At 59.6% G+C, this 22,367-nt stretch carries 21 protein-coding genes; 16 read left to right on the top strand and 5 right to left on the bottom strand.

Translation table 11 applies throughout. The annotated features are described in order from the left end of the window. The first annotated feature begins 1 nt into the window (after position 1). The 7 genes from cydC to glpK all read left to right on the top strand — a co-directional run bounded on the left by cydC (position 2) and on the right by glpK (position 8,929). A complete protein-coding gene (gene cydC / locus GOB83_RS10285) occupies positions 2–1,729 on the top strand; it encodes a thiol reductant ABC exporter subunit CydC (RefSeq protein ID WP_373321567.1) in 1,728 nt (575 codons plus the stop codon). Between the two features lie 85 nt (positions 1,730–1,814). Then, positions 1,815–2,192, top strand: a complete 378-nt coding sequence (locus tag GOB83_RS10290; RefSeq protein WP_086646495.1) for an OmpA family protein — start codon at positions 1,815–1,817, stop codon at positions 2,190–2,192. 5 nt (positions 2,193–2,197) lie between these two features. After that, on the top strand, positions 2,198–4,117 hold the full coding sequence (gene recQ / locus GOB83_RS10295) for a DNA helicase RecQ (RefSeq protein WP_165925987.1): 1,920 nt from the start codon (positions 2,198–2,200) through the stop codon (positions 4,115–4,117). After that, a complete protein-coding gene (locus GOB83_RS10300) occupies positions 4,114–4,896 on the top strand; it encodes a DeoR/GlpR family DNA-binding transcription regulator (RefSeq protein WP_165925988.1) in 783 nt (260 codons plus the stop codon). Before recQ ends, GOB83_RS10300 begins: the two co-directional genes overlap by 4 nt. 102 nt (positions 4,897–4,998) lie before the next feature. Then, the gene (glpD, locus tag GOB83_RS10305) at positions 4,999–6,534 is read left to right on the top strand and encodes a glycerol-3-phosphate dehydrogenase (RefSeq protein ID WP_373321566.1); all 1,536 of its coding nucleotides are present in this window, start codon (positions 4,999–5,001) and stop codon (positions 6,532–6,534) included. A gap of 48 nt (positions 6,535–6,582) precedes the next feature. Continuing rightward, positions 6,583–7,401 carry an MIP/aquaporin family protein gene (locus GOB83_RS10310; RefSeq protein ID WP_095349821.1) on the top strand — a complete coding sequence of 273 codons (819 nt, stop codon included), beginning with the start codon at positions 6,583–6,585 and terminating at the stop codon, positions 7,399–7,401. Between the two features lie 28 nt (positions 7,402–7,429). Further along, on the top strand, positions 7,430–8,929 hold the full coding sequence (gene glpK / locus GOB83_RS10315) for a glycerol kinase GlpK (protein WP_095349822.1): 1,500 nt from the start codon (positions 7,430–7,432) through the stop codon (positions 8,927–8,929). Positions 8,930–8,990: 61 nt separating this feature from the next. Here glpK and GOB83_RS10320 read toward each other — a convergent pair whose 3' ends face one another. After that, complete coding sequence (locus GOB83_RS10320; RefSeq protein ID WP_165925989.1) at positions 8,991–9,482, bottom strand: copper chaperone PCu(A)C; 492 nt, start codon at positions 9,480–9,482, stop codon at positions 8,991–8,993. Positions 9,483–9,614: 132 nt separating this feature from the next. Between GOB83_RS10320 and nrdR the strand changes: the two genes are divergently transcribed. The 3 genes from nrdR (at position 9,615) to thiL (ending at position 11,648) form a co-directional block, all read left to right on the top strand. Next, on the top strand, positions 9,615–10,091 hold the full coding sequence (gene nrdR / locus GOB83_RS10325; protein WP_086646468.1) for a transcriptional regulator NrdR: 477 nt from the start codon (positions 9,615–9,617) through the stop codon (positions 10,089–10,091). 62 nt (positions 10,092–10,153) lie between these two features. Next, positions 10,154–10,681, top strand: coding sequence for a transcription antitermination factor NusB (gene nusB / locus GOB83_RS10330; RefSeq protein WP_086646469.1), 528 nt, complete (start codon positions 10,154–10,156; stop codon positions 10,679–10,681). Continuing rightward, the gene (gene thiL / locus GOB83_RS10335) at positions 10,647–11,648 is read left to right on the top strand and encodes a thiamine-phosphate kinase (protein ID WP_165925990.1); all 1,002 of its coding nucleotides are present in this window, start codon (positions 10,647–10,649) and stop codon (positions 11,646–11,648) included. Before nusB ends, thiL begins: the two co-directional genes overlap by 35 nt. A 69-nt stretch (positions 11,649–11,717) precedes the next feature. Here thiL and GOB83_RS10340 read toward each other — a convergent pair whose 3' ends face one another. Continuing rightward, positions 11,718–12,875: a GNAT family N-acetyltransferase gene (locus GOB83_RS10340; protein WP_086646471.1), complete on the bottom strand. Its 1,158-nt coding sequence runs from the start codon at positions 12,873–12,875 to the stop codon at positions 11,718–11,720. 21 nt (positions 12,876–12,896) lie between these two features. Here GOB83_RS10340 and GOB83_RS10345 point away from each other — a divergent pair, with 21 nt between their 5' ends. Then, entirely contained in the window at positions 12,897–13,748 is an 852-nt protein-coding gene (locus GOB83_RS10345) for an SDR family NAD(P)-dependent oxidoreductase (protein ID WP_165925991.1), read from the top strand. A 106-nt stretch (positions 13,749–13,854) separates the two neighbouring features. Here GOB83_RS10345 and GOB83_RS10350 read toward each other — a convergent pair whose 3' ends face one another. Beyond that, the gene (locus tag GOB83_RS10350; RefSeq protein WP_165925992.1) at positions 13,855–15,243 is read right to left on the bottom strand and encodes an NAD-dependent succinate-semialdehyde dehydrogenase; all 1,389 of its coding nucleotides are present in this window, start codon (positions 15,241–15,243) and stop codon (positions 13,855–13,857) included. 141 nt (positions 15,244–15,384) lie between these two features. On the opposite strand from GOB83_RS10350, the gene GOB83_RS10355 reads away from it, so the two are divergent. Continuing rightward, the gene (locus tag GOB83_RS10355) at positions 15,385–16,419 is read left to right on the top strand and encodes an AraC family transcriptional regulator (protein ID WP_264802382.1); all 1,035 of its coding nucleotides are present in this window, start codon (positions 15,385–15,387) and stop codon (positions 16,417–16,419) included. 14 nt (positions 16,420–16,433) lie between these two features. Here the strand turns inward: GOB83_RS10355 and cysG are convergent, their stop codons facing one another. Further along, positions 16,434–17,843 carry a siroheme synthase CysG gene (gene cysG / locus GOB83_RS10360; protein ID WP_165925993.1) on the bottom strand — a complete coding sequence of 470 codons (1,410 nt, stop codon included), beginning with the start codon at positions 17,841–17,843 and terminating at the stop codon, positions 16,434–16,436. 267 nt (positions 17,844–18,110) lie between these two features. Here cysG and cobG point away from each other — a divergent pair, with 267 nt between their 5' ends. Genes cobG through cobJ form a run of 4 tightly spaced genes read left to right on the top strand, consistent with a single transcriptional unit; the run spans position 18,111 to position 21,508 of the window. Further along, on the top strand, positions 18,111–19,406 hold the full coding sequence (gene cobG, locus GOB83_RS10365; RefSeq protein WP_165925994.1) for a precorrin-3B synthase: 1,296 nt from the start codon (positions 18,111–18,113) through the stop codon (positions 19,404–19,406). Then, on the top strand, positions 19,393–20,022 hold the full coding sequence (locus GOB83_RS10370; RefSeq protein ID WP_165925995.1) for a precorrin-8X methylmutase: 630 nt from the start codon (positions 19,393–19,395) through the stop codon (positions 20,020–20,022). The genes cobG and GOB83_RS10370 overlap by 14 nt, the downstream gene beginning before the upstream one ends. Next, positions 20,019–20,744 carry a precorrin-2 C(20)-methyltransferase gene (locus tag GOB83_RS10375; protein ID WP_165926007.1) on the top strand — a complete coding sequence of 242 codons (726 nt, stop codon included), beginning with the start codon at positions 20,019–20,021 and terminating at the stop codon, positions 20,742–20,744. The genes GOB83_RS10370 and GOB83_RS10375 overlap by 4 nt, the downstream gene beginning before the upstream one ends. Continuing rightward, positions 20,741–21,508 carry a precorrin-3B C(17)-methyltransferase gene (gene cobJ, locus GOB83_RS10380; RefSeq protein WP_165925996.1) on the top strand — a complete coding sequence of 256 codons (768 nt, stop codon included), beginning with the start codon at positions 20,741–20,743 and terminating at the stop codon, positions 21,506–21,508. The genes GOB83_RS10375 and cobJ overlap by 4 nt, the downstream gene beginning before the upstream one ends. On the opposite strand, the gene GOB83_RS10385 is transcribed toward cobJ, so the two are convergent. Then, positions 21,475–22,311 carry a cobalt-precorrin-6A reductase gene (locus GOB83_RS10385; protein ID WP_242005821.1) on the bottom strand — a complete coding sequence of 279 codons (837 nt, stop codon included), beginning with the start codon at positions 22,309–22,311 and terminating at the stop codon, positions 21,475–21,477. The genes cobJ and GOB83_RS10385 overlap by 34 nt on opposite strands. Positions 22,312–22,367: the final 56 nt, after the last annotated feature.

Consider the following 22,367-nt stretch of genomic DNA (forward strand, 5'->3'; position numbering starts at 1 on the left):
AATGCAAGATCAGACATCAGCCGTGCAGCCGACCGCAAGGCTGCATGATGTGCCCGTGCAGCCCACAGCCAGATTTACGGACTGGCAGGCTGTATGCGTTATATTCGGCCTGTGGCGCAGGCAGGGAGTGCGGCTGATTGTGGGCGTGCTGCTGGCACTGGCTGCGCTGGCCTGTGGTCTTGCGCTTATGCAGGTGTCCGGCTTGCGGCTGGCAGGGTGTGTGCTGGGCGAAGTGGTGGTGACAACCGCACTGCTGCGCTGGGTTGGCGTGGGGCGCGTGACGCTGCGCTATGCAGAGCGCCTGTTTGCGCACGATGCCATGTTCCGTGCGCTGGCGGATCTGCGGGTCTGGTTTTTTCATTCCCTTGCCCACGGTGCAGCGGCAGGGCTGGGCTTCCGCCGGGCGGGGGATATGCTGTCCCGTCTGGTATCCGATATTGGCGCGCTGGACGGGTTATACCTGCGGATTGTTGTGCCGCTGGTTTGTGCGGGACTGACCTTTCCGGCCTTGCTGGTTATTGTGGGCCGGCAGAGCCTTGTGCTGGGGGTGGCTGTTGGCGTGCTGTTTGCCTGTGCATCTTTTCTGGTGCCGTGGCTGATCGCGCGGTCGGGGCAGAAGGCAGCTGATCAGGCTGCCCATCTGCTGGCGCATTTGCGTATTTTCGTGCTGGATCTGGTAGGCGGCCTGCGCGAAATCCGGGCATTCGGCGCAGAGGGGCGAATGCTGGCCCGTGTGCAGGCTGCGGATGCCGCATTGTTGCAAGGGCAGATGGCTGTGGCCCGCCGTTCGGCCTTTGCCAATGCTCTGGCCTTTTTGTTTGGGCAGATTGCCGTGTTCATGGTGCTGCTGGCCATTGGCGGTATTCTGCTACCCAAGGTGGGCGCCCTTGAAGGGGTGAGCATACTGTTTTTGACCGTTGCTGCATTTGAAAGTGCAGTCACCCTTACGCGTGCCGGTTTGCAGGCTGGCATTATGGGGGTTTCCGCCCGCAGGGTAGTGGAAATGGCAGTACAGCCTGCCGCTGCCAATGCGCAGGTGACGCATGAGCATGCCCCTGTGGATACCAGTATCCGCCTGAACAATGTGCGCTTCCGGTGGGCGGATGATCGGCCGTGGGTTTTAAAAGGGCTTACGCTGGATATTCCCGCAGGGGCGCGGGTGGCTATTCTGGGGCCGTCTGGCACGGGTAAGTCCAGCCTTGCGGCTTTGCTGTTACGGGCTGCTAGCCCGCAGGAAGGCCAGATTTGTCTGGGTGGGGAGGATATTACCACCATACGCCCCGATGCCGTGCGCAGCAAAATGGCCTGGCTTTCGCAGGCAACACACCTGTTTGACGATACCATTCGTGCCAATCTGCTGCTCGGCCGACCTGATGCTTCCGAAGATGATTTGTGGAAGGCTCTTGATCAGGCCGCGGTGTCCGATGTTGTGCGGTCCCTGCCCGAAGGGCTGGATACCTGGGTAGGTGAGGGGGGTATTCGTCTCTCCGGTGGGCAGGGGCGGCGTATTGCGCTGGCGCGTACGCTACTGGCACCTGCTCCCATTCTTATTCTGGATGAACCCGCAACAGGGCTGGATGCGCAGACGGAGCAGGACTTCCTCCGGACTCTGAACACCGTAACCGAGGGGCGCACGGTCATACTGATAGCCCACCGCCTGACCGGGGTGGAAAAGCTGGACCGCATCTGGCGCCTGTCCGATGGTGTGGCAAAAGCTGCTGCGGCCTAGGCCTGCTGGAATCGTTGTTGACGCCAGCAGCCCGGAGGGGCACCAAATAAAACGGTTTTGTTTTGATAATTCAGGAATGATCATTATGCGCCGCTTATTTTCAGTCGCCTGCCTGAGTCTTCTGGCTGCCTGCGCCAGTCAGGCCCCTCGCAAATATGTTGTCTTTTTTTCCAACCAGTCGGCCGAGCTTGATCAGGCCGGGCAGGAAGTGGTTGCGCAGGTCGCGCAGGAAGCAGACAAGCACCCCTCCCGCATTGTTCGGGTTGAAGGGTATGCCGGGGCTGGCAAGGACCTGTCTGCCGATGCACTGGTGGCAATCCAGCGGGCCAAGGCCGTAACGGCCAAGTTGCAGGCCGATGGCGTGCGTAGTGACCGTATTGTGGAAACACCGCGCGCCCCATCCAACCTTGAAGGCATGGTTGTTGGCTCCCGCCGTGTAGAGATCGAACTGACAAGCCCCTGATCGCCATGGAGGAAAGAGAGCCTGCATATGCCGACATTCCCCCCTATGAGCCACCATTAGGCTTGCCGGAGGAAAGGGTACCGGGAGTGCCCCCGCGTGACCGGTTTTGTAGCCGCTCCGTGCAGGAGGTGTTGCAGGCTGTCTTTGGGTTCCCCGGGTTCAGGAGCTTGCAGGCGCAGGCTGTAGAATGCGCCATGCAGGGGCAGGATGCCCTTGTGCTCATGCCCACGGGTGGGGGCAAAAGCGTATGTTACCAGATTCCAGCCCTGTGCCGGCCCGGCATGGGGTTGGTTATCTCCCCCCTCATCGCGCTTATGGACGATCAGGTGGCAGGGCTCAGGCAGCTTGGGGTTAATGCCGCTGCCCTGCATTCCGAGCTGGACGAAAACGAATCAGCCCAGATCAGGTCTGATCTGGCCAATGGCCGTGTGGACCTGCTCTATATTTCGCCCGAACGCCTTTTGTCGTCAGGCACGCTGGACCGCCTGACGCGCATACCACTGTCCATTATTGCCATAGACGAAGCGCATTGCATTTCGGCTTGGGGGCATGAGTTCCGGCCCGAATACAGGGCCCTGACCGCCCTGCCGCGACATTTTCCCAATGTGCCACGGCTTGCCCTGACCGCCACGGCGGACGAACGCACGCGGGATGATATTCTGGCGGCATTGGATATGCCGCACGCGCAGGTTCTGGTTTCAAGCTTTCATCGGCCCAACCTCAATATTGCCGTGCAGCCCAAAGGTTCGGAACTGAAGCAACTGCTTGTAGCCCTTGAGCGCTACAGGGAAGACGCGTCCATTGTCTATTGTGGCAGCCGTGCCAGAACCGAGCGTATAGCGGCCTCCCTGCGGGAGCGCGGCTGGCCTGCGCTGGCGTATCATGCGGGGTTGTCTCCGGTGGAAAAGCGCGCGGCATTGTTGCGTTTTCGCTCGGGGGAACCGCTGGTGATTGTGGCCACGGTGGCTTTTGGCATGGGCATAGACCGCCCGGATGTGCGCGCAGTTGTGCATCTGGATATGCCCTCCTCGCCTGAGGCATATTACCAGCAGATTGGCCGGGCCGGGCGCGATGGTCTGCCGTCTGATACCGTACTGCTATACGGGGGGGAGGATATAGCCCGTGCCCGTTACTGGCTGGACCAGTCTGCGGCTCCAGATAACGAAAAACGGATCATGCGCAGCCGTCTGGAGGCCATGATCGCGTTTACTGAAACCACAGGGTGCCGCACGCAGGCGCTGCTGCACTGTTTTGGCGAGGAGCTGGAACAGCCCTGCGGGCATTGTGATAACTGCCGCCACCCGGTGCTGACATTTGATGGAACGGAAGCTGCCCGCAAGCTGCTGTCCGCTGTGTATCGCACGGGGGAAAGTTTTGGCGCGCTGCACGTTATTGCCGTTTTACGGGCCAAGAGGACCGACGGCATAAGCCGTAACGGGCACGACAAGCTCTCGGTCTGGGGGATTGGTCAGGACAGAAGCGAGTCGTTCTGGCGTGGTGTGGTCCGCCAGCTTATTGCGCGCGGCGCCCTGCGGATAGAAGGGCAGTATGGTGGGTTGCGACTGAACCCCGACATCGCCCGTCCGATCCTGCGGGGGGAGGAAAACGTTGCCTTGCGGGCAGACCCGGTTGTGGAACACACTGGCAATGTGGGAGGGGCTCGGGGGCAGAGGCAGTCTGCTGCTCTGGACCTGCCAGAAGACCGTTTGGCCCTGTTTGAAGCTCTGCGCAAATGGCGGCGGGAAGAGGCCAAGGAGCAGGAAATTCCACCATATGTCATTTTCCATGATTCGGTTCTGAAAGACATAGCGCTCGAAAAACCCGATGATCTGGATACGCTGGGTGAGATCAAAGGCGTAGGCCGCTCCAAGCTGGAACGCTACGGGGAGGCCGTGCTGGCGGTTATTGAGGCGGAACCCGCATGAGCAATGCGCTGGAAAAACGACGCAGGCATATTCTGCGGCTGGTCAACCAGCACGGGTATGTTGCCAGCGAGGAACTGGCGTGCGAACTGGGCGTAACCGTGCAGACCGTAAGGCGGGACGTTAACATTATGGCCGGGCAGGGATTGCTGGCCCGCCACCATGGAGGGGCCAGCAGCCTTTCCCCCGCCGAGAACATTGCTTATTCAGACCGGCAGATCCTGAACCTGCAAGCCAAGGACGCCATAGGGCGGGAAGCGGCAAAGGCCATACCGGACGGGGCCTCCCTGTTCATTAACATCGGCACCACAACGGAAGCTTTTGCCCGGTCGCTGCGCACCCACAGAACCCTGCGGGTTATTACCAATAATATCCATGTCGCAACCCTGCTGGCTCCGGCTCCTGAATGTAGCCTGATCATTACAGGTGGCAGCGTACGCCTGCGCGATGGTGGCATTGTTGGCCCGGCGGCGGCAGCCATGATCGAGCAGTATCGGGCGGATTTTGGTGTTATCGGCATTTCCGGCATTGATGCGGATGGCACGTTGCTGGATTTTGATGCGGACGAAATTAACGCGGCGCAGGCGATCATACGCAACGCCAGAACAGTGTTCCTGCTGGCAGACCACACCAAGTTCTTGCGCAGGCCCATGGCGCGTGTGGGGCATATATCCCAGATCAATGCGTTTTTTACGGACCAGCCTCCTCCGCCGGGTATTCGGGCCATTTTGCGCGAGCATGATGTGCAGCTCCATGTTACTGGCGCGCAGGAGTGTTCGTAAAAGAACATCATGGCTCAAAAAAACGCATCCATCGGGGACGATAACCATAGTTCTTGCGTTCTGTTTTCGAAATCGAATAAAATGAACAAAGCCTTCGTATAGATGGAACCGATAAAAACCATGTCAGCAGCAGAAACATCCGAGCGTATTTATGACCTTCTCGTTATCGGGGGGGGCGTTAACGGCACCGGCATTGCGCGTGACGCCTGCGGGCGTGGTGCATCCGTCCTGCTGGTGGAGCAGGATGATCTGGCAAGCTATACCTCGTCTTCCAGCACCAAGCTGATCCATGGTGGCCTGCGCTATCTGGAATATTATGAGTTCCGCCTTGTGCGTGAAGCGCTGATGGAGCGTGAACGCCTGCTGACCATGGCCCCCCATATCATGTGGCCGCTGCGCTTTGTGCTGCCGCATTCCAAGCTGGTGCGTCCGGCATGGATGCTCAAGGCCGGGCTGTTCCTGTACGATCATCTGGCATCCAACATGACGCTGCCTAAATCCATTGGCGTGGATTTTCGCAAGCATTCTTCGGGGCGTGCGCTCAAGCCTGAATACACCAAGGGCTTCATCTATTCCGATGGCTGGGTGCAGGACAGCCGCCTTGTTGTGCTGAACGCCATGGACGCGGCCGAGCGTGGGGCCGATGTGCGCGTACGCACCCGCCTGACTGCCGCGCAGCGCGTGAACGGGCAGTGGGTGGCAACTCTGGAAGACCGCATAACCGGCCAGACCCAGACCGTGCGTGCCAAGGCCATGGTGAACGCGGCTGGCCCGTGGGTTGCCCGCCTGCTGGCCGATACGCTTAAAATCCCCAATTCCAAATCGGTACGTCTGGTCAAGGGCAGCCACATTATTGTCCCGCGTGTGTACGAGGGGCCGCAGGCTTACATTTTCCAGAACCCTGACAAGCGGATTGTGTTCGCCATTCCATACGAGCAGAAGTTCACCCTGATCGGCACCACGGACATTCCGTGGAAGGATGAGCCGGGCAAGGTGGGCATAGCACCCGATGAAGTAACGTATCTGTGCGAAAGCGTGAACCGCTACCTGAACGTGCAGGTCCGTGAGAGCGATGTGGTGTGGAGCTACGCAGGGCTGCGTCCGTTGTATGACGATGCCTCTGCCAACGCCTCTGCCGTTACCCGCGATTATGTTCTGGACCTGGACACGCAGGATGGCGCGCCCCTGCTTTCCATTTTTGGTGGCAAAATCACGACCTACCGCAAGCTGGCCGAACATGCGCTGGAAAAACTGGCCCCTGTGCTGCCCGTAGTTGGTGGCCAGAGTTGGACCGCAAGCGAAGTGCTGCCCGGTGGGGATATTGGTGAAGGTGGCTTTGACGGTGCCCTTGCCCGGTTGCGCCGCGTAGCCCCCTGGTTGCCAGAAGAACTGGCATGGCGTCTGATGCGTAATTACGGCAGCCGCACATACGAAATTATCGGACAGGCTAACAGCATGGACGATATGGGTGAACTGCTGGGTGGGGACCTGAGCACGCGTGAAGTAGACTACCTGATGGCGCGTGAATGGGCCCGTACGGCAGAAGATGTGCTCTGGCGGCGCAGCAAGCTGGGCCTGCACCTGAATGACGCGGAAAAAGCCCGCGTTGAAACCTATGTTCAGAAGAAAGCTGTCTGATCTGTAAAACACCGCTTTCCGAACAAAAAAAACAAAAAGAGGAAAGATATGGATAAGGTAAAAAATAGTCTCTGGGGCGAGTTGATAGCCGAATGTCTGGCGGTGCTGATCATTATTCTGGTCGGTGATTCCGTTGCAGCCATGTACTCGCTGTACGACCCAAGCCCCTACCAGCTCTCCTACTGGGGGGTTGCCATTACGTGGGGGCTGGGTGTGACCCTGGCCATTTACGTGACCGGTGCTGTTTCTGGCACACATGCTAACCCTGCGGTTACGCTGGCGCTTGCCTGCTACCGTGGGTTCGCATGGCGCAAGGTGCTGCCATACTGGGTGGCGCAGGTGGTGGGTGGCTTTTTGGGAGCCTGTCTGGTTTATGCCCTGTATGGCTCGGTTATCGTGCATTATGCGGTGTCCCATCATCTGGATTTTGCCAATGATGGCGCCGCGTCAGGCGTGTTCTTTACCCATCCGGGTGATTTTGTAACGCCTCTGCATGCGCTGCTGAACGAAACAATCCTGACGGCATTTCTGGTCCTTGGTATTTTTGCAGTGACCTGCCAGTACAATACGGCTGCCCCACAGGCTAACTCGGGCGCATTGATCATTGGCCTGCTGGTTGCCATTATCGGTGCATCTTCAGGGTATCTGGAAGGGTGGGCCATTAACCCAGCGCGCGATTTTGGGCCTCGCCTGTTCTGCTTTGTGGCGGGCTGGGGGCGTACGGCTCTTCCTTCTCCCCAGAATTACTGGTGGGTGCCTGTTGTAGGCCCACTTATGGGTGGGCTTATCGGGGCCACGATTTACCAGACGCTGCTGCGTCCGTTCATGCCCGCACTGGGCCGTCACTCCACTCCTGCGGCAGACTGACTGCTCAGAATAAGAAGGGATATTCCCCATGACCAAAAAAGATTGTGTTCTGGCGATTGATCAGGGAACAACATCAACCCGCAGCATCGTTTTTGATCGTGACGCCAACGAACTGGCTGCGGCCCGTCAGGAGTTCCCGCAGCATTATCCCAACGCCGGGTGGGTGGAGCATTGCCCAGAAGACATCTGGACCGATGTGCTCAACACAGCGCGCGCGGCACTGGAGCAGAGCGGGGCTGCGGACCGCATTGCCGGTATTGGCATTACCAACCAGCGCGAAACCATTGTGGTGTGGGAGCGCAGCACGGGCAAGCCGATCCACCGCGCCATTGTCTGGCAGGACCGGCGGACGGCCAGTGTCTGCCAGAAACTGCGTGACGAAGGGGCCGAAGCTCTGGTGCGTGAACGCACGGGCCTGCTGCTGGACCCCTATTTTTCCGCCACAAAACTGGCATGGCTGCTCGACAACGTGGCCGATGCCCGCGCTCGCGCTGAAAAAGGTGAGTTGGCATTTGGCACCATTGATTCGTTTATCCTGTGGCGGCTGACGGGCGGTAAGGTCCACGCAACCGATGCAACCAATGCTTCGCGCACCATGCTGTTTGATATTCATCGTCAGCAGTGGGATCAGGACCTCCTGAAGCTGTTCCGTATTCCCGCCAGCTTGCTGCCCGAAGTCAAGGACAGCAGCACTCTGTATGGGGAAACAGACCCAGCCCTGTTTGGGCGGGCCATTCCCATTGCCGGGATTGCAGGCGACCAGCAGGCAGCCGTTGTGGGGCAGGCCTGCTTTACGCCGGGCATGGCCAAGGCCACCTACGGTACGGGGTGCTTTTTGCTGTTGAACACGGGGGATAAGCCCGTGGAATCACGCAACCGGATGTTGACCACGGTTGCTTACCGGCTCAATGGCAAACCAACATACGCCCTTGAAGGCTCCATTTTTGTGGCTGGTGCAGCCATTAAATGGCTGCGTGACGGCTTGCACCTGATCACCCATGCGTCCCAGACGGATGATATGGCAACCCGTGTGCCGCACAGCCATGGCGTGTACATGGTGCCAGGGTTTGTCGGGTTGGGCGCGCCTCATTGGGACCCGGATGCACGCGGCCTGATCTGTGGCCTGACGCTGGATGCCACTGCGGCCCATATTGCCCGTGCGGCTCTGGAATCCGTGGCGTACCAGACGTTGGATCTGGTGAGTGCCATGGTGCAGGACGGTGGTGGCACAACGGAGAGCATCCGTGTGGATGGTGGCATGTCCGCCAATGACTGGTACTGCCAGTTCCTTGCTGACATGCTGCAAGCCAAGGTTGAACGCCCACGCAACGTTGAAACAACGGCTCTGGGCGCTGGCTTCCTTGCCGGTATGGCAACTGGTGTCTGGGAAAATGAAGCAAACGTAGCGGCGGAATGGGCGCGGGGTTCCCTGTTTGAACCCAAAATGGACAGCACCCAGCGCCGCACCATGATTGCTGGCTGGCATCAGGCTGTTAAGCGTACGCTTAGCACCTATACCGGCGGCTAAGAGACGGGGCCCAAAAAAGTGGCCGGAGCGTGCTCCGGCTCTTTTGGTTCCTGTTCCTGCGCTACCGGGCGCCGGGAGTAACCGGTACAGACACGGTTTTGCTGGATCCGCCCAGAAACTGGAATGTAACCGGCACATTGGACTGGGTGAGTACCTGTGCAACAGGGCCAACGCACAGCATGTGGTAGCCAGCACTGGCAAATACCAGTGTTGTAACTTCTGGCAGAGCCAGATGCTGGAACAGGTGGCGGGTGCCGGGGGTGTTTTCCTGATCAGTGTGGTAGCCAACCAGTGTGCTGCAGGCGGGGGAGACAACGCCGGTTAGCAAATGGGTTGTGTGGCTGTTATTGGTAAGGCTAAAATACAGCTCCGTCTGCCCTTGCCCCTGTGTGGCAGGCTGATGGAGTGAAATATCGGTAATGGAGATGTCTTTCTGGGCATCAGCCTGTCCGGGAACAGATTGCCCGTTATTGTGTTCTTGTGCCTGTGCGGGGCCGAGTGCCAGCAGGCTGATCAGAGCGCTGGCCAGTATTGCTTGGTAACGAGGTTTCATGGTGTCTCCGTGCGCCTTGGGGCATGAGCAGTATGGACGAACCCGGTTAAAACAAATATCTGATTGTCACCTAGCGCTCTTTGAACAGCACAATGCCGTCGGATACGCGCCTGAGGGAAGGTTGGTACCATCATGCGTTGCCCTTTTTGCGGGAACCCGGATAGTCAGGTCAAGGACAGTCGCCCGAATGAAGAAGGGTCGGCTATCCGCCGCCGCAGGGCTTGCCTGTCCTGTGGGCAGCGCTTTACCACGGTAGAGCGTGTGCAACTGCGCGAGCTGGTGGTGGTCAAGCAGGATGGGCGGCGAGCGCCGTTTGATCGGGATAAAATTTCCCGCTCCATCCGTATTGCTCTGCGCAAGCGCCCGGTATCGGATGAGCAGATGGAGCAGATTGTAACCGGGGTCGTGCGCCAGCTTGAAGCGTCGGGGGATACGGAAGTTGCCTCCGCCCGCATAGGTGAGCTTGCCATGGACGCGCTCAAGGAAGTGGACGGCGTGGGGTATGTGCGTTTTGCCAGCGTGTACCGGGACTTTACGGAGGCCCGCGATTTTTCCGAGATTCTGACGCTCATGGAAAGCAAAACCCAGCAGAGCGAACAAAAAGACTAGACCTTTATGTGTAAAAACGCCACAAAACGCGGCTTCGCATAAAAGCGGAGCAGGAGAGAACGATGACCGAACTACAGGACCAACCCAAGCTCAAAGCCGCACAACGCCCGCGCACAGCCGCGCGTGTTGCCGCCGTGCAGGCCCTGTTCCAGATTGAGCAGAATGGGGATCGTCCGGATTCCGTTATTGAGCAGTTTCTGGTCCATCGGTTTGGCACCACCCTGAGCGGTGAATCCTACGAGGATGGACGTATTCCCGAAGCGGATGTGGCTCTGTTTACCGCCATTGTAAAAGGGGCTGTTTCCAACCGCACGGCGATTGAGGGCGATATTGCCCAGACCTTGCCATCCACCTGGCCGATCGAGCGGCTGGACCCGGTCCTGCGCGCTCTTTTTATGGCGGCTATTGCGGAGTTTCGCCACGAAGACGCGCCTGCTGCGGTCCTGATCAACGAGTATATGGACGTAGCACATGGCTTCTTTTTTGGGGATGAGCCGCGTCTGGTGAATGGTGTGCTGGATACGCTTTTCAAAACCCCCGCACCGGTTGAAGATCATGACAGCACCGCCGTCCCCCCAACCGAAGACTGATCTGCCGCCTGAGTTTGCGTTTATACGGCGGCATTTTTTAGCACTGGCTGGCCCTGCCGCCCTGAACCTGCAGGATGATGCGGCGGTGTTCTCGCCCCCTCAGGGGCGAGAAATGGTGATGGCGGTAGATGCCATGGTAGAAAATGTGCATTTTCTACCAACCGACCCCCCCGATACAATTGGCCGCAAGCTGTTGCGGTGCAACCTGTCCGACCTTGCCGCCATGGGGAGCAGGCCGGAAGGCTGGTTGCTGGCGTTTGCACGCCCCCCCCATATTACGGATGCGTGGGTGGAGCAGTTCTGTGCTGGTCTGGCGCAGGATCAGGCCCGCTTTGGGCTGAGCCTGATGGGGGGCGATACAACCTCCACCTCCGGACCACTTGTTCTCTCATTGACCATTGTTGGCTCGGTCCTGCCCGGTCAGGCTATCCGGCGGTGTGGTGCGCGGGCGGGGGATGGACTGTGGGTGAGTGGGACCATAGGGGATGGAGCGCTGGGCCTGCGTGTGTTGCAGGGGGTAGAGCCTCCTCTGGCTGACCCCACGGGGCATCTGGCAGAACGCTACCGCCTGCCGCAACCACGGATAGGGCTACCCCTGCATGGTCTGGCATCCGCCGCGATGGATGTGTCCGACGGGCTGGTACAGGATGCTGGCCATATGGCGCGGGAAAACGCTCTGCATGTGCGCATACAGGCCGATCAGGTTCCGCTCTCGGCCGCGGCACGCGCATTGGGGGCTGCATGGCAGGAAGTCTGCCTGACGGGCGGAGATGATTATGAAATCCTGTTTGCCGTGCCGCCTGAGCGGGAGCATCAGCTACTATCCTGCCCAAGTCTGCCCACCCCATATGGGGTGGTGCCTGTAACCCGGATAGGTCAGTTTGAGGCAGGCGTGCCGGGTGTGTCCGTTATGGATGGTGCAGGGCAGCCCATGCACTTCAGGGCCAGGGGCTGGAGCCACCTGTAAACGGGGGCTGGGGTCTGGCCTAAAGGCTGAGCGCCGCGTTGTGGCGCTTGCCTGTTGTTGCGGAAGAATTCAGGCTTCTGGCTGAGCCAGAATTTTTTCGTACATACGGTGGGTTTTGTAGGGTGTGGGTACAATACGCTCAATAAGATTGCGCAACCCTGTATGTGTTTCCAGCACCCAGCCCAGTTCAATGGTCCGGTAGGGCAGGACATGCCCGCGCTTCATCAGTTCATCAATAATCAGCACAGGCAGCATGGCGCGCAGAGCGGTGCCCATATATTTTTTGCGCACGCCAAGGAGCACAACCCGGGCGGAGTGAAAGTCATGCCGGAGAATGCGCGAGCCAAGCTTGAGCCAGCCCAGAGGGGAGGGCGCGCCGCCCAGATCCCCGCTGATGTCAAACATATTGGGTATCACCAGCGCTATGGCCGCCGGTTCGCCTTCAACCTCGGCCAGTACATACTGCTCAGGCCGCAGGATGGGCTTGATCGCCTTGAGTAGGGATTCAACCTCGTTAGAGGTCAGGGGCACGTTGCCCCATGTGTCGGCCCAGGCATCATTATAGATTTCGCGCAGGATCGTGGCGTCTTCTGGAATGTGTTTCAAGCGCAGGCCGCGCATGGTAATCTTGCCAAGACGCTGGCGCAGGTTGGCGGGAATCTGGTTGGCACGCTCGGCCTGTGGCCCTGTTTCCATACTGTAGGAGAGCAGGTCCATCGCTTTTTCAAAGCCCGCTTCCTCAACGGCAGGGCCGAGGGTTGCTGGGTGCCATGGGGTGCCGATCATGGGCATTTCATTCTGCCCTGCAATCATTACACCGGACTGGCCGTTGCTGTTCAGTGTCCATGGACCACGGATGCGTTCAACACCACGTGTTTCAAGCCATTTGGTGGCGGCTTCAAGCAGGAGGGGAACACAGGCGGGTTCAGCCGTATCCAGCGCTCCAAAAAAGCCGGTTCTGGGGCCGGGCTGCTTGAGCACAAGGGAGTCTATCTGGGCAGATATGCGGCCAATCGGTTTGCCATTACGCCATGCCAGAAAGTAACAGGCAAAGCCGTGGTCGAAAAAACGCGATTTTTTGGGGGAGAGCATATCGCGCTCTTCCATGTCCAAAGGGGCAACATATCCGGGCAGGCCATCGTAAATCTGGCGTGGAAGCTTTATAAAGAGAGAAAGCTGACGTGAGCCCGAAACAGGGGAAACGGTAATCTGAGTCGGGAAAGACATTGCCCCTCCATGGAACGGAACATGAAAAACTCCACGGGTGATGCCTCATTCTCTCTCAATGGGAAAGGAAAAAATGTGAAATCTGATGCATCGGGGGAAGGCGTTCTGCGTTCCGTGCTGATTACAGGGGCTACGGGCGGCATTGGTGCGGAGCTTGCGCACCATTATGCGGCACCCGGCCGGACCCTGATTTTGTGGGGCAGAAATGCCCAGCGGCTGAGCCAGCTGGCCATGGAATGCTGCTCCAGTGGGGCCGTAGTGCATACACGCCAGATAGACCTGTGCGATGGAGCCGCCGCCCTGAAGGCCTTTGAGGAAGATGATGCAGCCCACAAGCCCGACTGCGTGGTGCTTGGTGCAGGTCTGTCTGACATCCAATCTCTGGACGACAAAACGGAAGACCCGCAGAAGGTGCTTCAGCTTGGGCTGGTCAATTATGCAACGCCGGTTACGCTGGCCACGGCAGCAGCCAAGAGCATGGTGGAGCGGCGCAGTGGGCATATTGCGCTCATAGGCTCTGTTGCCGGGTTTTACGAAATGCCCTTTTCTGCCGCCTATAGCAGCTCCAAATCCGGACTGGCATTTTTTGCCAGGTCTGCCGGGCTTGCCTGGCGGCAATATGGCGTTCAGCTAACATTGATCGTGCCCGGTTTTGTGGACACCCCCATGAGCCAGCGGCTCGAAGGCCCACGTCCTTTTCTGGTTCCAGCCAAAAAAGCAGCCCGCCTGATTGCCCGCGCCATTGCGCAGGGGCGGCGGGAATATATTTTTCCGTGGCCGTTCCGCGTTCTGCGTGTGGTTGAACGTCTGCTCCCCCAGAAACTGCGCGAGCATATCCTGCTGCGTCTGGCTGTGGGGCAAACTGAACGATAATTTGGGGGTAAGCACACAAAAGGCCCGGCAGAATTGCCGGGCCTTTTGCATGGTTGGGCCGTAAGCCGCCGGTTAATGCGGCTTACAGTCCTGCTCCGCCGTTTGATTAGAACGGTGCGTCAATATCCACCACGTCAATCAGCTTGTGATTGACAAATTCCTTAATGCCGAGGCCGATCAGCTCGCGGCCAAAGCCGGAGCGGGCCACGCCACCAAACGGCAGGTCGGCTTTTACCATTGTCGGGTGGTTGATGTAGACCATGCCGGTGTAAATGCGGCGGGCTACTTCCACCCCAAGCTTGGTGTTCTGCGTAAAGACAGAGCCACCCAGACCGTAGGGAGAGTCATTGGCAATGCGAATGGCATCTTCGGTGTCTTTTGCGCGGTAAAGCTGGGTAACCGGGCCAAAGAATTCCCACAGGCGGGCGGGGTTGTTTTCCAGGTTGGTGAGCAGAACCGGACGGAAAAAGGCGCCTTTTTCGGGCACAGGAGCGCCAATAACTTCGGCTTTGGCACCCAGCTTGCAGGCTTCATCAACCTGTGTGCGCAGGTCGTCCGCTGCTTTTTGGGAGGAGAGCGGGGCCAGCGTGGTAGCCGGGTCCATCGGGTCCCCTGCCTTCAGTTCGGCAACGCCTTTTTTGTAGAGTTCTACAAAGCGGTCATAAATGGCGTCAGCCACGATCAGCCGCTTGGAAGAAACGCAAACCTGCCCTGCATTCCAGTGGCGGCCAAAAACAGCCCATTTGACTGCTTTTTCCAGATCAGCGTCTTCGAGCACAACAAATGCGTCCGAACCACCAAGTTCCATGGTTGCTTTTTTGAGCGCCTTGCCTGCAACGGATGCCACAATGGCACCAGCGCCTTCGGAGCCGGTCAGGGCCACGCCGCATACGCGCGGGTCGTTTAGCACGGTTTCGGTGTGATGGCGGGCAAGGTACAGGTTGCGGAATGCACCTTCCGGCAGGCCAGCCTTGCGCATCAGGTCATCAAAGGCTGCGGCACACTGCGGCACGTTGGAAGCGTGCTTGAGGATGACCGTATTCCCGGCGGAAAGCTGGGGCGCAATGATGCGGGCGATCTGGTAGTAGGGGAAGTTCCACGGCTCAATGGCAAACACAATGCCCTGAGGTTCATGGACCAGCATGGCCTGACCTTCTTCAGGGTTTTTAACCGGCAGGGCTTCGGCGGCCAGCAGGCGCTCGGCGTGTTCTGCGTAGTATTCAAAAATTTCGGCCGAGAGCGTGACTTCTGCTTTGGCTTCGCCAAAAACCTTGCCCATTTCCAGCGTCAGCAGAGCGGCGTAATCATCCATGTTGTCGCGCAGGATCTGTGCTGCGGCAGACATAACCTTTGCGCGCTCAGCAAAGGACGCATCACGCCAAGACTGGAATGCGGTATAGGCTGCGTCCAGTGCGGTCTGCACTTCCTGGTCGGTCGCATCGGCAAAAGTTTTGACAACTTCGCCCGTGTAGGGATTTGTTGTGGCGTAAGCCATAAGCCTGTTCTTCCTTGGCTGTGTGATCAGTGATGCCACAATGGGACGGAAGAGGGCGAGGGGGATAGAGCAATTCTGCCCACTTCTTGCCTGATTCTCTCTGTCAGGCAATTTGCCTGCTGTTTCAGGCAAGGCATGGGCGTGGCTGATTGCCTTATTCTGCTCTATCTGGAATGGTGCTGGCTGCCCCGTCTGTTGGGGGTAGGTATGGCATGGCGTAACAAAGAGGCACGTATGGTCGGTAATCTGGCGGAATTGCAGAAGCTGGTGCTCAGGCACTGTGCCCATTCCACGGTAACAACCGCTATCCCCGAACTCACGCTCTACCGGGCCGAGGTCGTGAGCGAGCCTATTCCCTTTGTGTTTGAACCCCGCGTGTACGTTATTGTTCAGGGCAAAAAGCAGGTCATGCTCCGGGACCGTGTGTTTGATTATGATGACAGCCACTACCTTGTTACGGCTGTGGACCTGCCTGTAGCCGGCTGCATTACACAGGCCACGCCAGAGCGCCCTTACCTGGCCCTGTGTCTGGCGCTGGACCCGGCCCTGATTGCGGAACTGCTGCTGGTGGTGAACGATCAGCAGGTGGACCCCAATCAGGCGTGCATTATGGGTATGGGGCTAAGCCCGCTTAATTCAGCCATTACCGAGCCACTCTTGAGGTTGATGAAGCTGCTGGACCAGCCAGAGGATATTCCCATCCTCAAACCCCTGATCGTGCGTGAACTGCTTTACCGGCTGTTGCAGGGGGATCAGGGGTGTGCACTCAGGCAGATTGCAACGGCTGGGAGCAATCTCTCCCACATCAACAGGGCCATCCACTGGATTGCCCAGCATTATGCAGAGCCGTTTGATATTGGCCGGGCGGCCCGTGTAGCGGGTATGGGGCTTTCCACCTTCCATCGGCATTTCCGCGCAGCGACCAACATGAGCCCCTTGCAATACCGGACCCAGTTGCGCCTGCAGGAAGCACGCAGACGCATGGTTAGCGAGAATGTGGATGCCGCAGAGGCCGCCTTTGCCGTGGGGTATGAGAGTCCATCCCAGTTCAGCCGGGAATACCGGCGCATGTTCGGGCGGCCCCCAGCAACGGATGCGCTCTGCGTAAGGGCTGACCAGCTTCTGGAGCGCAATGGTGCCAGAGCGCTATACGCCCATCAGGTCCATTGCGCCTAGCATGGCCGGGAGCCTTACGCAGGAGCGGAGGACACAACCCGGTGCTGGACAACCTGACCCACAATAATCAGGGCAGGGCTGGTTATGTGGTTGTCCGCAACCTGTTGGGGTAGCGTGCTGAGAGTGCCGCTTAATACCCGCTGGTGTGGCAGGGTGCCCCCTTCCACAATGGCTGCGGGCCAGTCTGCTGGCAGGCCATGCTCCACCAGCCGGGCACAAAGCTGTGCAACCAGCGTAAGGCCCATGTAAATAACAATGGTCTGGCTGCGCAGGGCTATGGTTTCCCACGCCAGATTCAGGGTGCCATCGGCCCGGGCATGGCCGGTAATAAACAGACAGGCCTGTGCGCAGTCACGGTGTGTGAGCGGTATGCCCGCATAGGCAGCGCACCCGTTGGCGGCCGAAATGCCGGGGATAATGCGGAATGGCACGCCTGCGGCCATCAGTGCCTCTATTTCCTCCCCACCACGGCCAAAAATAAACGGGTCGCCCCCTTTAAGCCGGAGCACACGTTCCCCCGCTTTGGCGCGGCGGATAAGCTCGGCATTAATGCCATCCTGCGGGAGTGTGTGGTTATTGGTCTGCTTGCCAACAAACACTCGCTCGGCATCGCGGCGCACGTAGTTCAGAATATCCGGCCCAACCAGATTGTCGTATAAAACGCTATCTGCATCCTGCATAAGCCGCAGTGCCGCGAGCGTCAGCAGGTCCGGGTTGCCCGGGCCTGCGCCAACAAGCCACACTTCCCCTGTTCTGGCATGGCCCTGGTCCAGAATGCGGTCGAGTTCATTCTGGGCGGCCTGCGTGTTCCCCGCCATGGCCAGAGCGCCACCTGTTCCATCCAGAAAATCTTCCCACACACGGCGGCGTATGGCGGAATCCGGTACGCGGGTGCGCAGGGCCAGACGGCTTTGCTGCATGAATGCCGCCAGCCTGTGCAGGCCTGCGGGCATGATCTCTTCAATTTTCGCGCGGAGCCTGCGGGCCAGCACAGGGGCGGCCCCACCGGTGGAAACCGCAATCTGTACAGCGCCGCGTGTGGTCATGGCCGGGGTAATAAAGCTGGAAACTTCAGGAGCATCCACCGCGCATACGGGTATGTTCATACTCTGGCACAGCGCGCTGAGTTCGGCATTGAGCGCACGGTTGCTGGTGGCCAGATAAACCATACGGCAGCCGGGCAGGCGGGCTGTCAGGCTTTCTACCGTGGCGTCCTGGCGTGTGACCTCCGCCTTGCCGTCCGCCACAAGGCGTTCGAGTTCGGGGCAGAGTGTGGGGGAGAGAATTTCCACCCGCGCACCTGTAGGCACAAGAAGCTGCACCTTGTTGGCCGCGACATTACCGCCGCCTGCCACAAGAACACGTGCCCCTTCCATATGGAGCATGATGGGAAACCAGCTGGTTTGCTCAAATGAAGCTTGCATGAGTCATGCTGCAAGCAGGGTTTTGCCCGCGATGCAAGAGGAAGCTGCGTCAAAGGGCATAAAAGTGGATGCCTGCCGTGCCATGGAGCGCTTTGACAAGTCCATATCGGGCGGCCTAACACGAACGCGGACCAGCCCCTGCATGTTGTGTGCAAGGGGCGGAACAGGGGCGCGTATCCGGCGTTCTGGCTGGATGGCTCTGTTCCACCATGGGGGCGGGTGTGGTGCCATAGCCCTTGTCGTTTTTACAGGACGCCGCGTGCCGGCATGGCGGGGAGCGATCTTCTCGGTTCAGGCGCTCAGGTGGCCGATCAGACGGGAGTAACCGGGGTGTATGGCGGTTTTGCTCAACCGGAAGTCAAAGGGTGGTGCCCAGGTCTTTTCGCACCCATGGAGGCAGCGGATGGCTGGCTTGTGCGTGTGCGGCCTACGCTGGGGCGGCTGGAAGCTGCTCAGGCATTTTTGCTGGCGGATGTGGCCCAAAGGCAGGGGAATGGCCGTATAGGGCTAACCAATAGGGCCAGCCTGCAACTCCGTGGGTTTGGGGCCGATGCTGCGCGCCGGTTCCCTGAAATTGCGGTGGCTGCGGGGCTTGGTCTGTCCGATGCGGGTATGGAGCGGCGTCAGGCCATGCTTGTTTCCCCCCTGGCGGGGGATGACCCGAGCTGTGCGGCACAGACCGTGGCCTGTGCGGAGTCCCTGCGTACTGCGCTGATCGGTGCGGAAGAGCTAACGGCCCTGCCGGGCAAATTCGGTTTTGCGGTGGATGGTGGTGGGCTATACCCCGCTGGGCTGTTGCAGGCAGATATTACCCTGCGCGCCACGGAAGAGGGGCTGTGGTCCGTTGTGTGCGGCGCCATGTGTGCCGCTCCCACTACTTATAGGCTCGCAGTTGGGCAGGCCGTTGCTTTGGCACGTGCTTTTGTAACATCGCACCAAAGCGTGCGCCCCCAGCGGGACCGGGCTGTGGGGCAGGTGCTGTTCCAGATTCTGGGGCTGGCAGGGCAGGTGCTGGCACCCAAACCTACGCAGGCCGAGGTTTGCTGTGGCCGTGTAGGGCCACTGGGGCACGGATTGTTTGCGCTGTCTGCCCCTATGGGGTGCATGACTGCGACCATGCTGCATGACTGCGCAACTGTTGCCGCAACGCAGGGGGATGGCATTTTGCGCCTGACCCCGTGGCATACTCTGGTGCTGGGCGGTATGGAGCAGGCGCCTGTTGTGGCCGGTATGGTCACAGACCCCCATTCCCCCCTCTTGCGTATCTGGGCCTGTAGCGGGGCCAGTGCTTGTGCGCAGGCTGCCGGGGAGACGGAAAATCTGGCGCGTAATCTGGCTCCGCTGCTGCCAGCAGGGGCCAGCCTGCATGTTTCGGGCTGCCGCAAAGGGTGCGCTCACCCGGGTTCTGCCGATTATACTCTGGTGGCGGGTGATCAGGGTTACGGACTGGTGCGCAATGGTTCGGCTTCGGGGGATGTGGAAAGCCTGTTCGTAGGCGAACAGGCTGTTTATACAGCATTTGAGTCATTCAAAAAGGAAGGAGCGGTGGATGCCGGCCTATGAGTATATTCGGGATGGGGCGGCCATCTACCAGCGTTCTTTTGCAACCATTCGGGCAGAGGCGGACCTAAGCGCCTTTACGCCGGAACAGGCCACCGTAGTTGTACGCATCATTCACGCCTGCGGCATGGTGGATGTGGCGCAATCGGTTGCCATGAGCGCGGATCTTGTGCCGCGCGCCCGGCAGGCTTTGCGTGATGGCTGTGCCATTCTGTGCGATGCGGAAATGGTGGCAAGGGGGGTAACCCGCACCCGCCTGCCAGCTGATAATGAGGTAATCTGCACATTGCGTGACCCGCGCACACCGCCGCAGGCCTTGGCCATTGGCAATACCCGCTCCGCCGCCGCGCTGGATTTTTGGGGGGACAAACTCGCTGGGGCCGTTGTGGCCATAGGCAATGCCCCTACCGCCCTGTTCCACCTGCTGGAAATGCTGGATGCTGGCGCCCCCCGGCCTGCCGCGGTGCTGGGTGTGCCGGTGGGCTTTGTCGGGGCGGCTGAATCCAAGGAAGCGCTGACCAAAAGGCATGACGTGCCATGGCTGGTCGTGCACGGTCGGCTTGGGGGGAGCGCCATGGCTGCGGCCGCCCTTAACGCCCTTGCCTGCGAGGTTGAATAATGGCGGGCACACTCAGCATTGTTGGCGTAGGGCCGGGTGACCCGGAACTGATAACCCTGCGCGCCGCACGTTTGATTGGGTCTGCTCCGGTGGTTGCGTATTTCTGCCGCGAAAAACACCCCAGTCAGGCACGGACCATTGCACAGGCCCATATTGGCCCTGCCACGCGGGAAATGCGGCTGATTTACCCGTTTACAACCGAGGTTTCAGTCAACGATCCGGCATACCACCAGAATATGTCCGCCTTTTATGACCAGAGTGCTGAACGGCTGGCTGAAGAACTGGCAACTGGTAACGATGTTACGCTCCTGTGTGAGGGCGACCCGTTTTTGTATGGCTCGGCCATGTATGTGTTTGACCGGCTGCAAACACGCTGCCAGACGCAGGTCGTGCCCGGCATTATGGCCATGAACGGCTGCTGGGCTCAGGCTCATGCCCCCATGACCCATGGGGATGATGTGCTGTGCGTGTTGCCCGCAACCTTGCCCGAGGCCGAACTGGCAGACTGGCTGGAGCGTGCTGATGCCGCCGTGATCATGAAGATCGGGCGGAATATGCCCCATGTCCGTCAGGCCATAACCCGTAGCGGACGTATGGACGAAGCCGTGTATGTGGAGCGCGGTACGCAAGGCGCGCAGGTGATTGCCCCCATGGCGGAGCAGGATGGCAAAGCGCCGTATTTTTCCCTTGTGCTCCTGCCCGGAAGGAAGCGTGTACGATGAGCGGTGGTTCTCTGGTCATTGTGGGGCTTGGCCCCGGTAATCCGGAGCAGTTGACCCCGCAGGCACGCCATGCTCTGGCCCGCGCAACGGATTTGATCGGCTACGCCCCCTACGTCAAACGGGTGGGGGCAGGGCCAGAGGTTGTGCGCCATATTTCAGACAACCGGGAGGAAATCTCCCGCGCCCGGCACGCGCTGGAAATGGCCCTGAGCGGGCGGCATGTGGCTGTGGTTTCAGGCGGGGATGCCGGGGTGTTCGGCATGGCAAGTGCTGTGTTCGAAGCGGTGGAAAATGGTCCCGCCATTTGGCGTAGCCTCCCTATTCAGGTCATTCCCGGTGTGAGTGCCGTGCTGGCTGCGGCCGCCCGGCTTGGGGCACCGCTGGGGGGGGATTTTTGCGTTATTTCCCTTTCCGATAACCTCAAGCCGTGGCCGGTTGTGCTGGAGCGTTTGCGTCTGGCGGCTCAGGCGGGGTTTGTTATTGCGCTGTACAACCCGCGCTCGCATGCGCGGCCGTGGCAGCTTGGGGCCGCGTTTGAACACCTGCGGCAAAGCATGGGGGGGGATGAACCCGTTGCATTTGCCCGTGCCATCGGGCGGCCTGATGAGGCCGTTCGCCTGTCCACCATTGCGCAGGCCAATGCAGATTGGGCAGATATGAGCACACTGGTGCTGATCGGCTGCCCTGCAACACGGCTTGTCAGCCGCCCAAACGGGCAGGAACCATGGCTTTATACAGCGCGCAAGGTTGAAGCAGCACATTGATGCAACCAGGCCAGAGCAGCCGCCGCGTCTTTGGCATGCGGGGTATCCTGCGCAGGAGGGCGGGAGACCATCAGCACAGGTACACCCAGTATGCGCGCAGATTCGAGCTTGGCATGGGTTGCAGTGCCACCGGAGTTTTTGGTGACCAGCACGGTAATCTGGTGTTCACGCATGAGTTTAAGTTCGGCCTCCAGATCAAACGGCCCGCGTGCACAGATCACACTGGTCTGTGGGGGCAGGTCAGCCGGGTGGGGCGGTTCAATGGAACGGAACAGATAGTGGTGCTGGGGAGCTGCCAGAAAAGGCCGGGTTTCCTTGCGTCCGGTCGTCAGGAACACGGACTGCGATTTGGCACTCCATCTGCTGGACCGGGCAAGTGCGCTGGCGGCTTCGGCAATACTGGGCACCATAAACCACGTGTCCTGCGGGGTGGCGGTCCAGCCCGGTCGTTCCAGCCGCAGGAGAGGCCGTTGTGTGGCGGCGCAGGCCATGGCGGCATGCTGGCTCATTTGCGCGGCAAATGGGTGGGTCGCATCCACAACGGCATCTATGGCATGCTCACGCAGCCAGTTGGTCAGCCCCGCTACGCCGCCAAAGCCCCCGATGCGAGTGCTCATATCGGGCAGGTGTGGCTGGCTGGTTGCTCCGGCAAGGGAGAGCACGGCATGGCATGCTGGCCATGTTGTGCCCAGCATGCGGCACAGGCTACTGGCTTCCGTTGTGCCCCCCAGCACCAGCACACGCAGGCTGGGCGGCATGGTGTTCCCTGTGTTGGTGCAGGGGGTGGGGGGCGCTGGAAGCATACACAAACCTTGGCGTCGAATGATAGCAGCCGATCTATATCCGCTTGCTACAGGCA

This window comes from Acetobacter fabarum (assembly GCF_011516925.1).
GTDB lineage: Bacteria > Pseudomonadota > Alphaproteobacteria > Acetobacterales > Acetobacteraceae > Acetobacter > Acetobacter fabarum.

Coding starts and splice junctions, on each gene's coding strand:
- GOB83_RS10385 (WP_242005821.1), bottom strand. CDS start 22,311: ATGCTTCCAGCGCCCCCCACCCCCTGCACCAACACAGGGAACACCATG.
- cobJ (WP_165925996.1), top strand. CDS start 20,741: ATGAGCGGTGGTTCTCTGGTCATTGTGGGGCTTGGCCCCGGTAATCCG.
- GOB83_RS10300 (WP_165925988.1), top strand. CDS start 4,114: ATGAGCAATGCGCTGGAAAAACGACGCAGGCATATTCTGCGGCTGGTC.
- GOB83_RS10290 (WP_086646495.1), top strand. CDS start 1,815: ATGCGCCGCTTATTTTCAGTCGCCTGCCTGAGTCTTCTGGCTGCCTGC.
- nrdR (WP_086646468.1), top strand. CDS start 9,615: ATGCGTTGCCCTTTTTGCGGGAACCCGGATAGTCAGGTCAAGGACAGT.
- glpK (WP_095349822.1), top strand. CDS start 7,430: ATGACCAAAAAAGATTGTGTTCTGGCGATTGATCAGGGAACAACATCA.
- thiL (WP_165925990.1), top strand. CDS start 10,647: ATGACAGCACCGCCGTCCCCCCAACCGAAGACTGATCTGCCGCCTGAG.
- GOB83_RS10320 (WP_165925989.1), bottom strand. CDS start 9,482: ATGAAACCTCGTTACCAAGCAATACTGGCCAGCGCTCTGATCAGCCTG.
- glpD (WP_373321566.1), top strand. CDS start 4,999: ATGGAACCGATAAAAACCATGTCAGCAGCAGAAACATCCGAGCGTATT.
- GOB83_RS10370 (WP_165925995.1), top strand. CDS start 19,393: ATGCCGGCCTATGAGTATATTCGGGATGGGGCGGCCATCTACCAGCGT.
- cysG (WP_165925993.1), bottom strand. CDS start 17,843: ATGCAAGCTTCATTTGAGCAAACCAGCTGGTTTCCCATCATGCTCCAT.
- GOB83_RS10310 (WP_095349821.1), top strand. CDS start 6,583: ATGGATAAGGTAAAAAATAGTCTCTGGGGCGAGTTGATAGCCGAATGT.
- nusB (WP_086646469.1), top strand. CDS start 10,154: ATGACCGAACTACAGGACCAACCCAAGCTCAAAGCCGCACAACGCCCG.
- GOB83_RS10340 (WP_086646471.1), bottom strand. CDS start 12,875: ATGTCTTTCCCGACTCAGATTACCGTTTCCCCTGTTTCGGGCTCACGT.
- recQ (WP_165925987.1), top strand. CDS start 2,198: ATGGAGGAAAGAGAGCCTGCATATGCCGACATTCCCCCCTATGAGCCA.
- GOB83_RS10350 (WP_165925992.1), bottom strand. CDS start 15,243: ATGGCTTACGCCACAACAAATCCCTACACGGGCGAAGTTGTCAAAACT.
- cobG (WP_165925994.1), top strand. CDS start 18,111: ATGGCGGGGAGCGATCTTCTCGGTTCAGGCGCTCAGGTGGCCGATCAG.
- GOB83_RS10345 (WP_165925991.1), top strand. CDS start 12,897: ATGAAAAACTCCACGGGTGATGCCTCATTCTCTCTCAATGGGAAAGGA.
- cydC (WP_373321567.1), top strand. CDS start 2: ATGCAAGATCAGACATCAGCCGTGCAGCCGACCGCAAGGCTGCATGAT.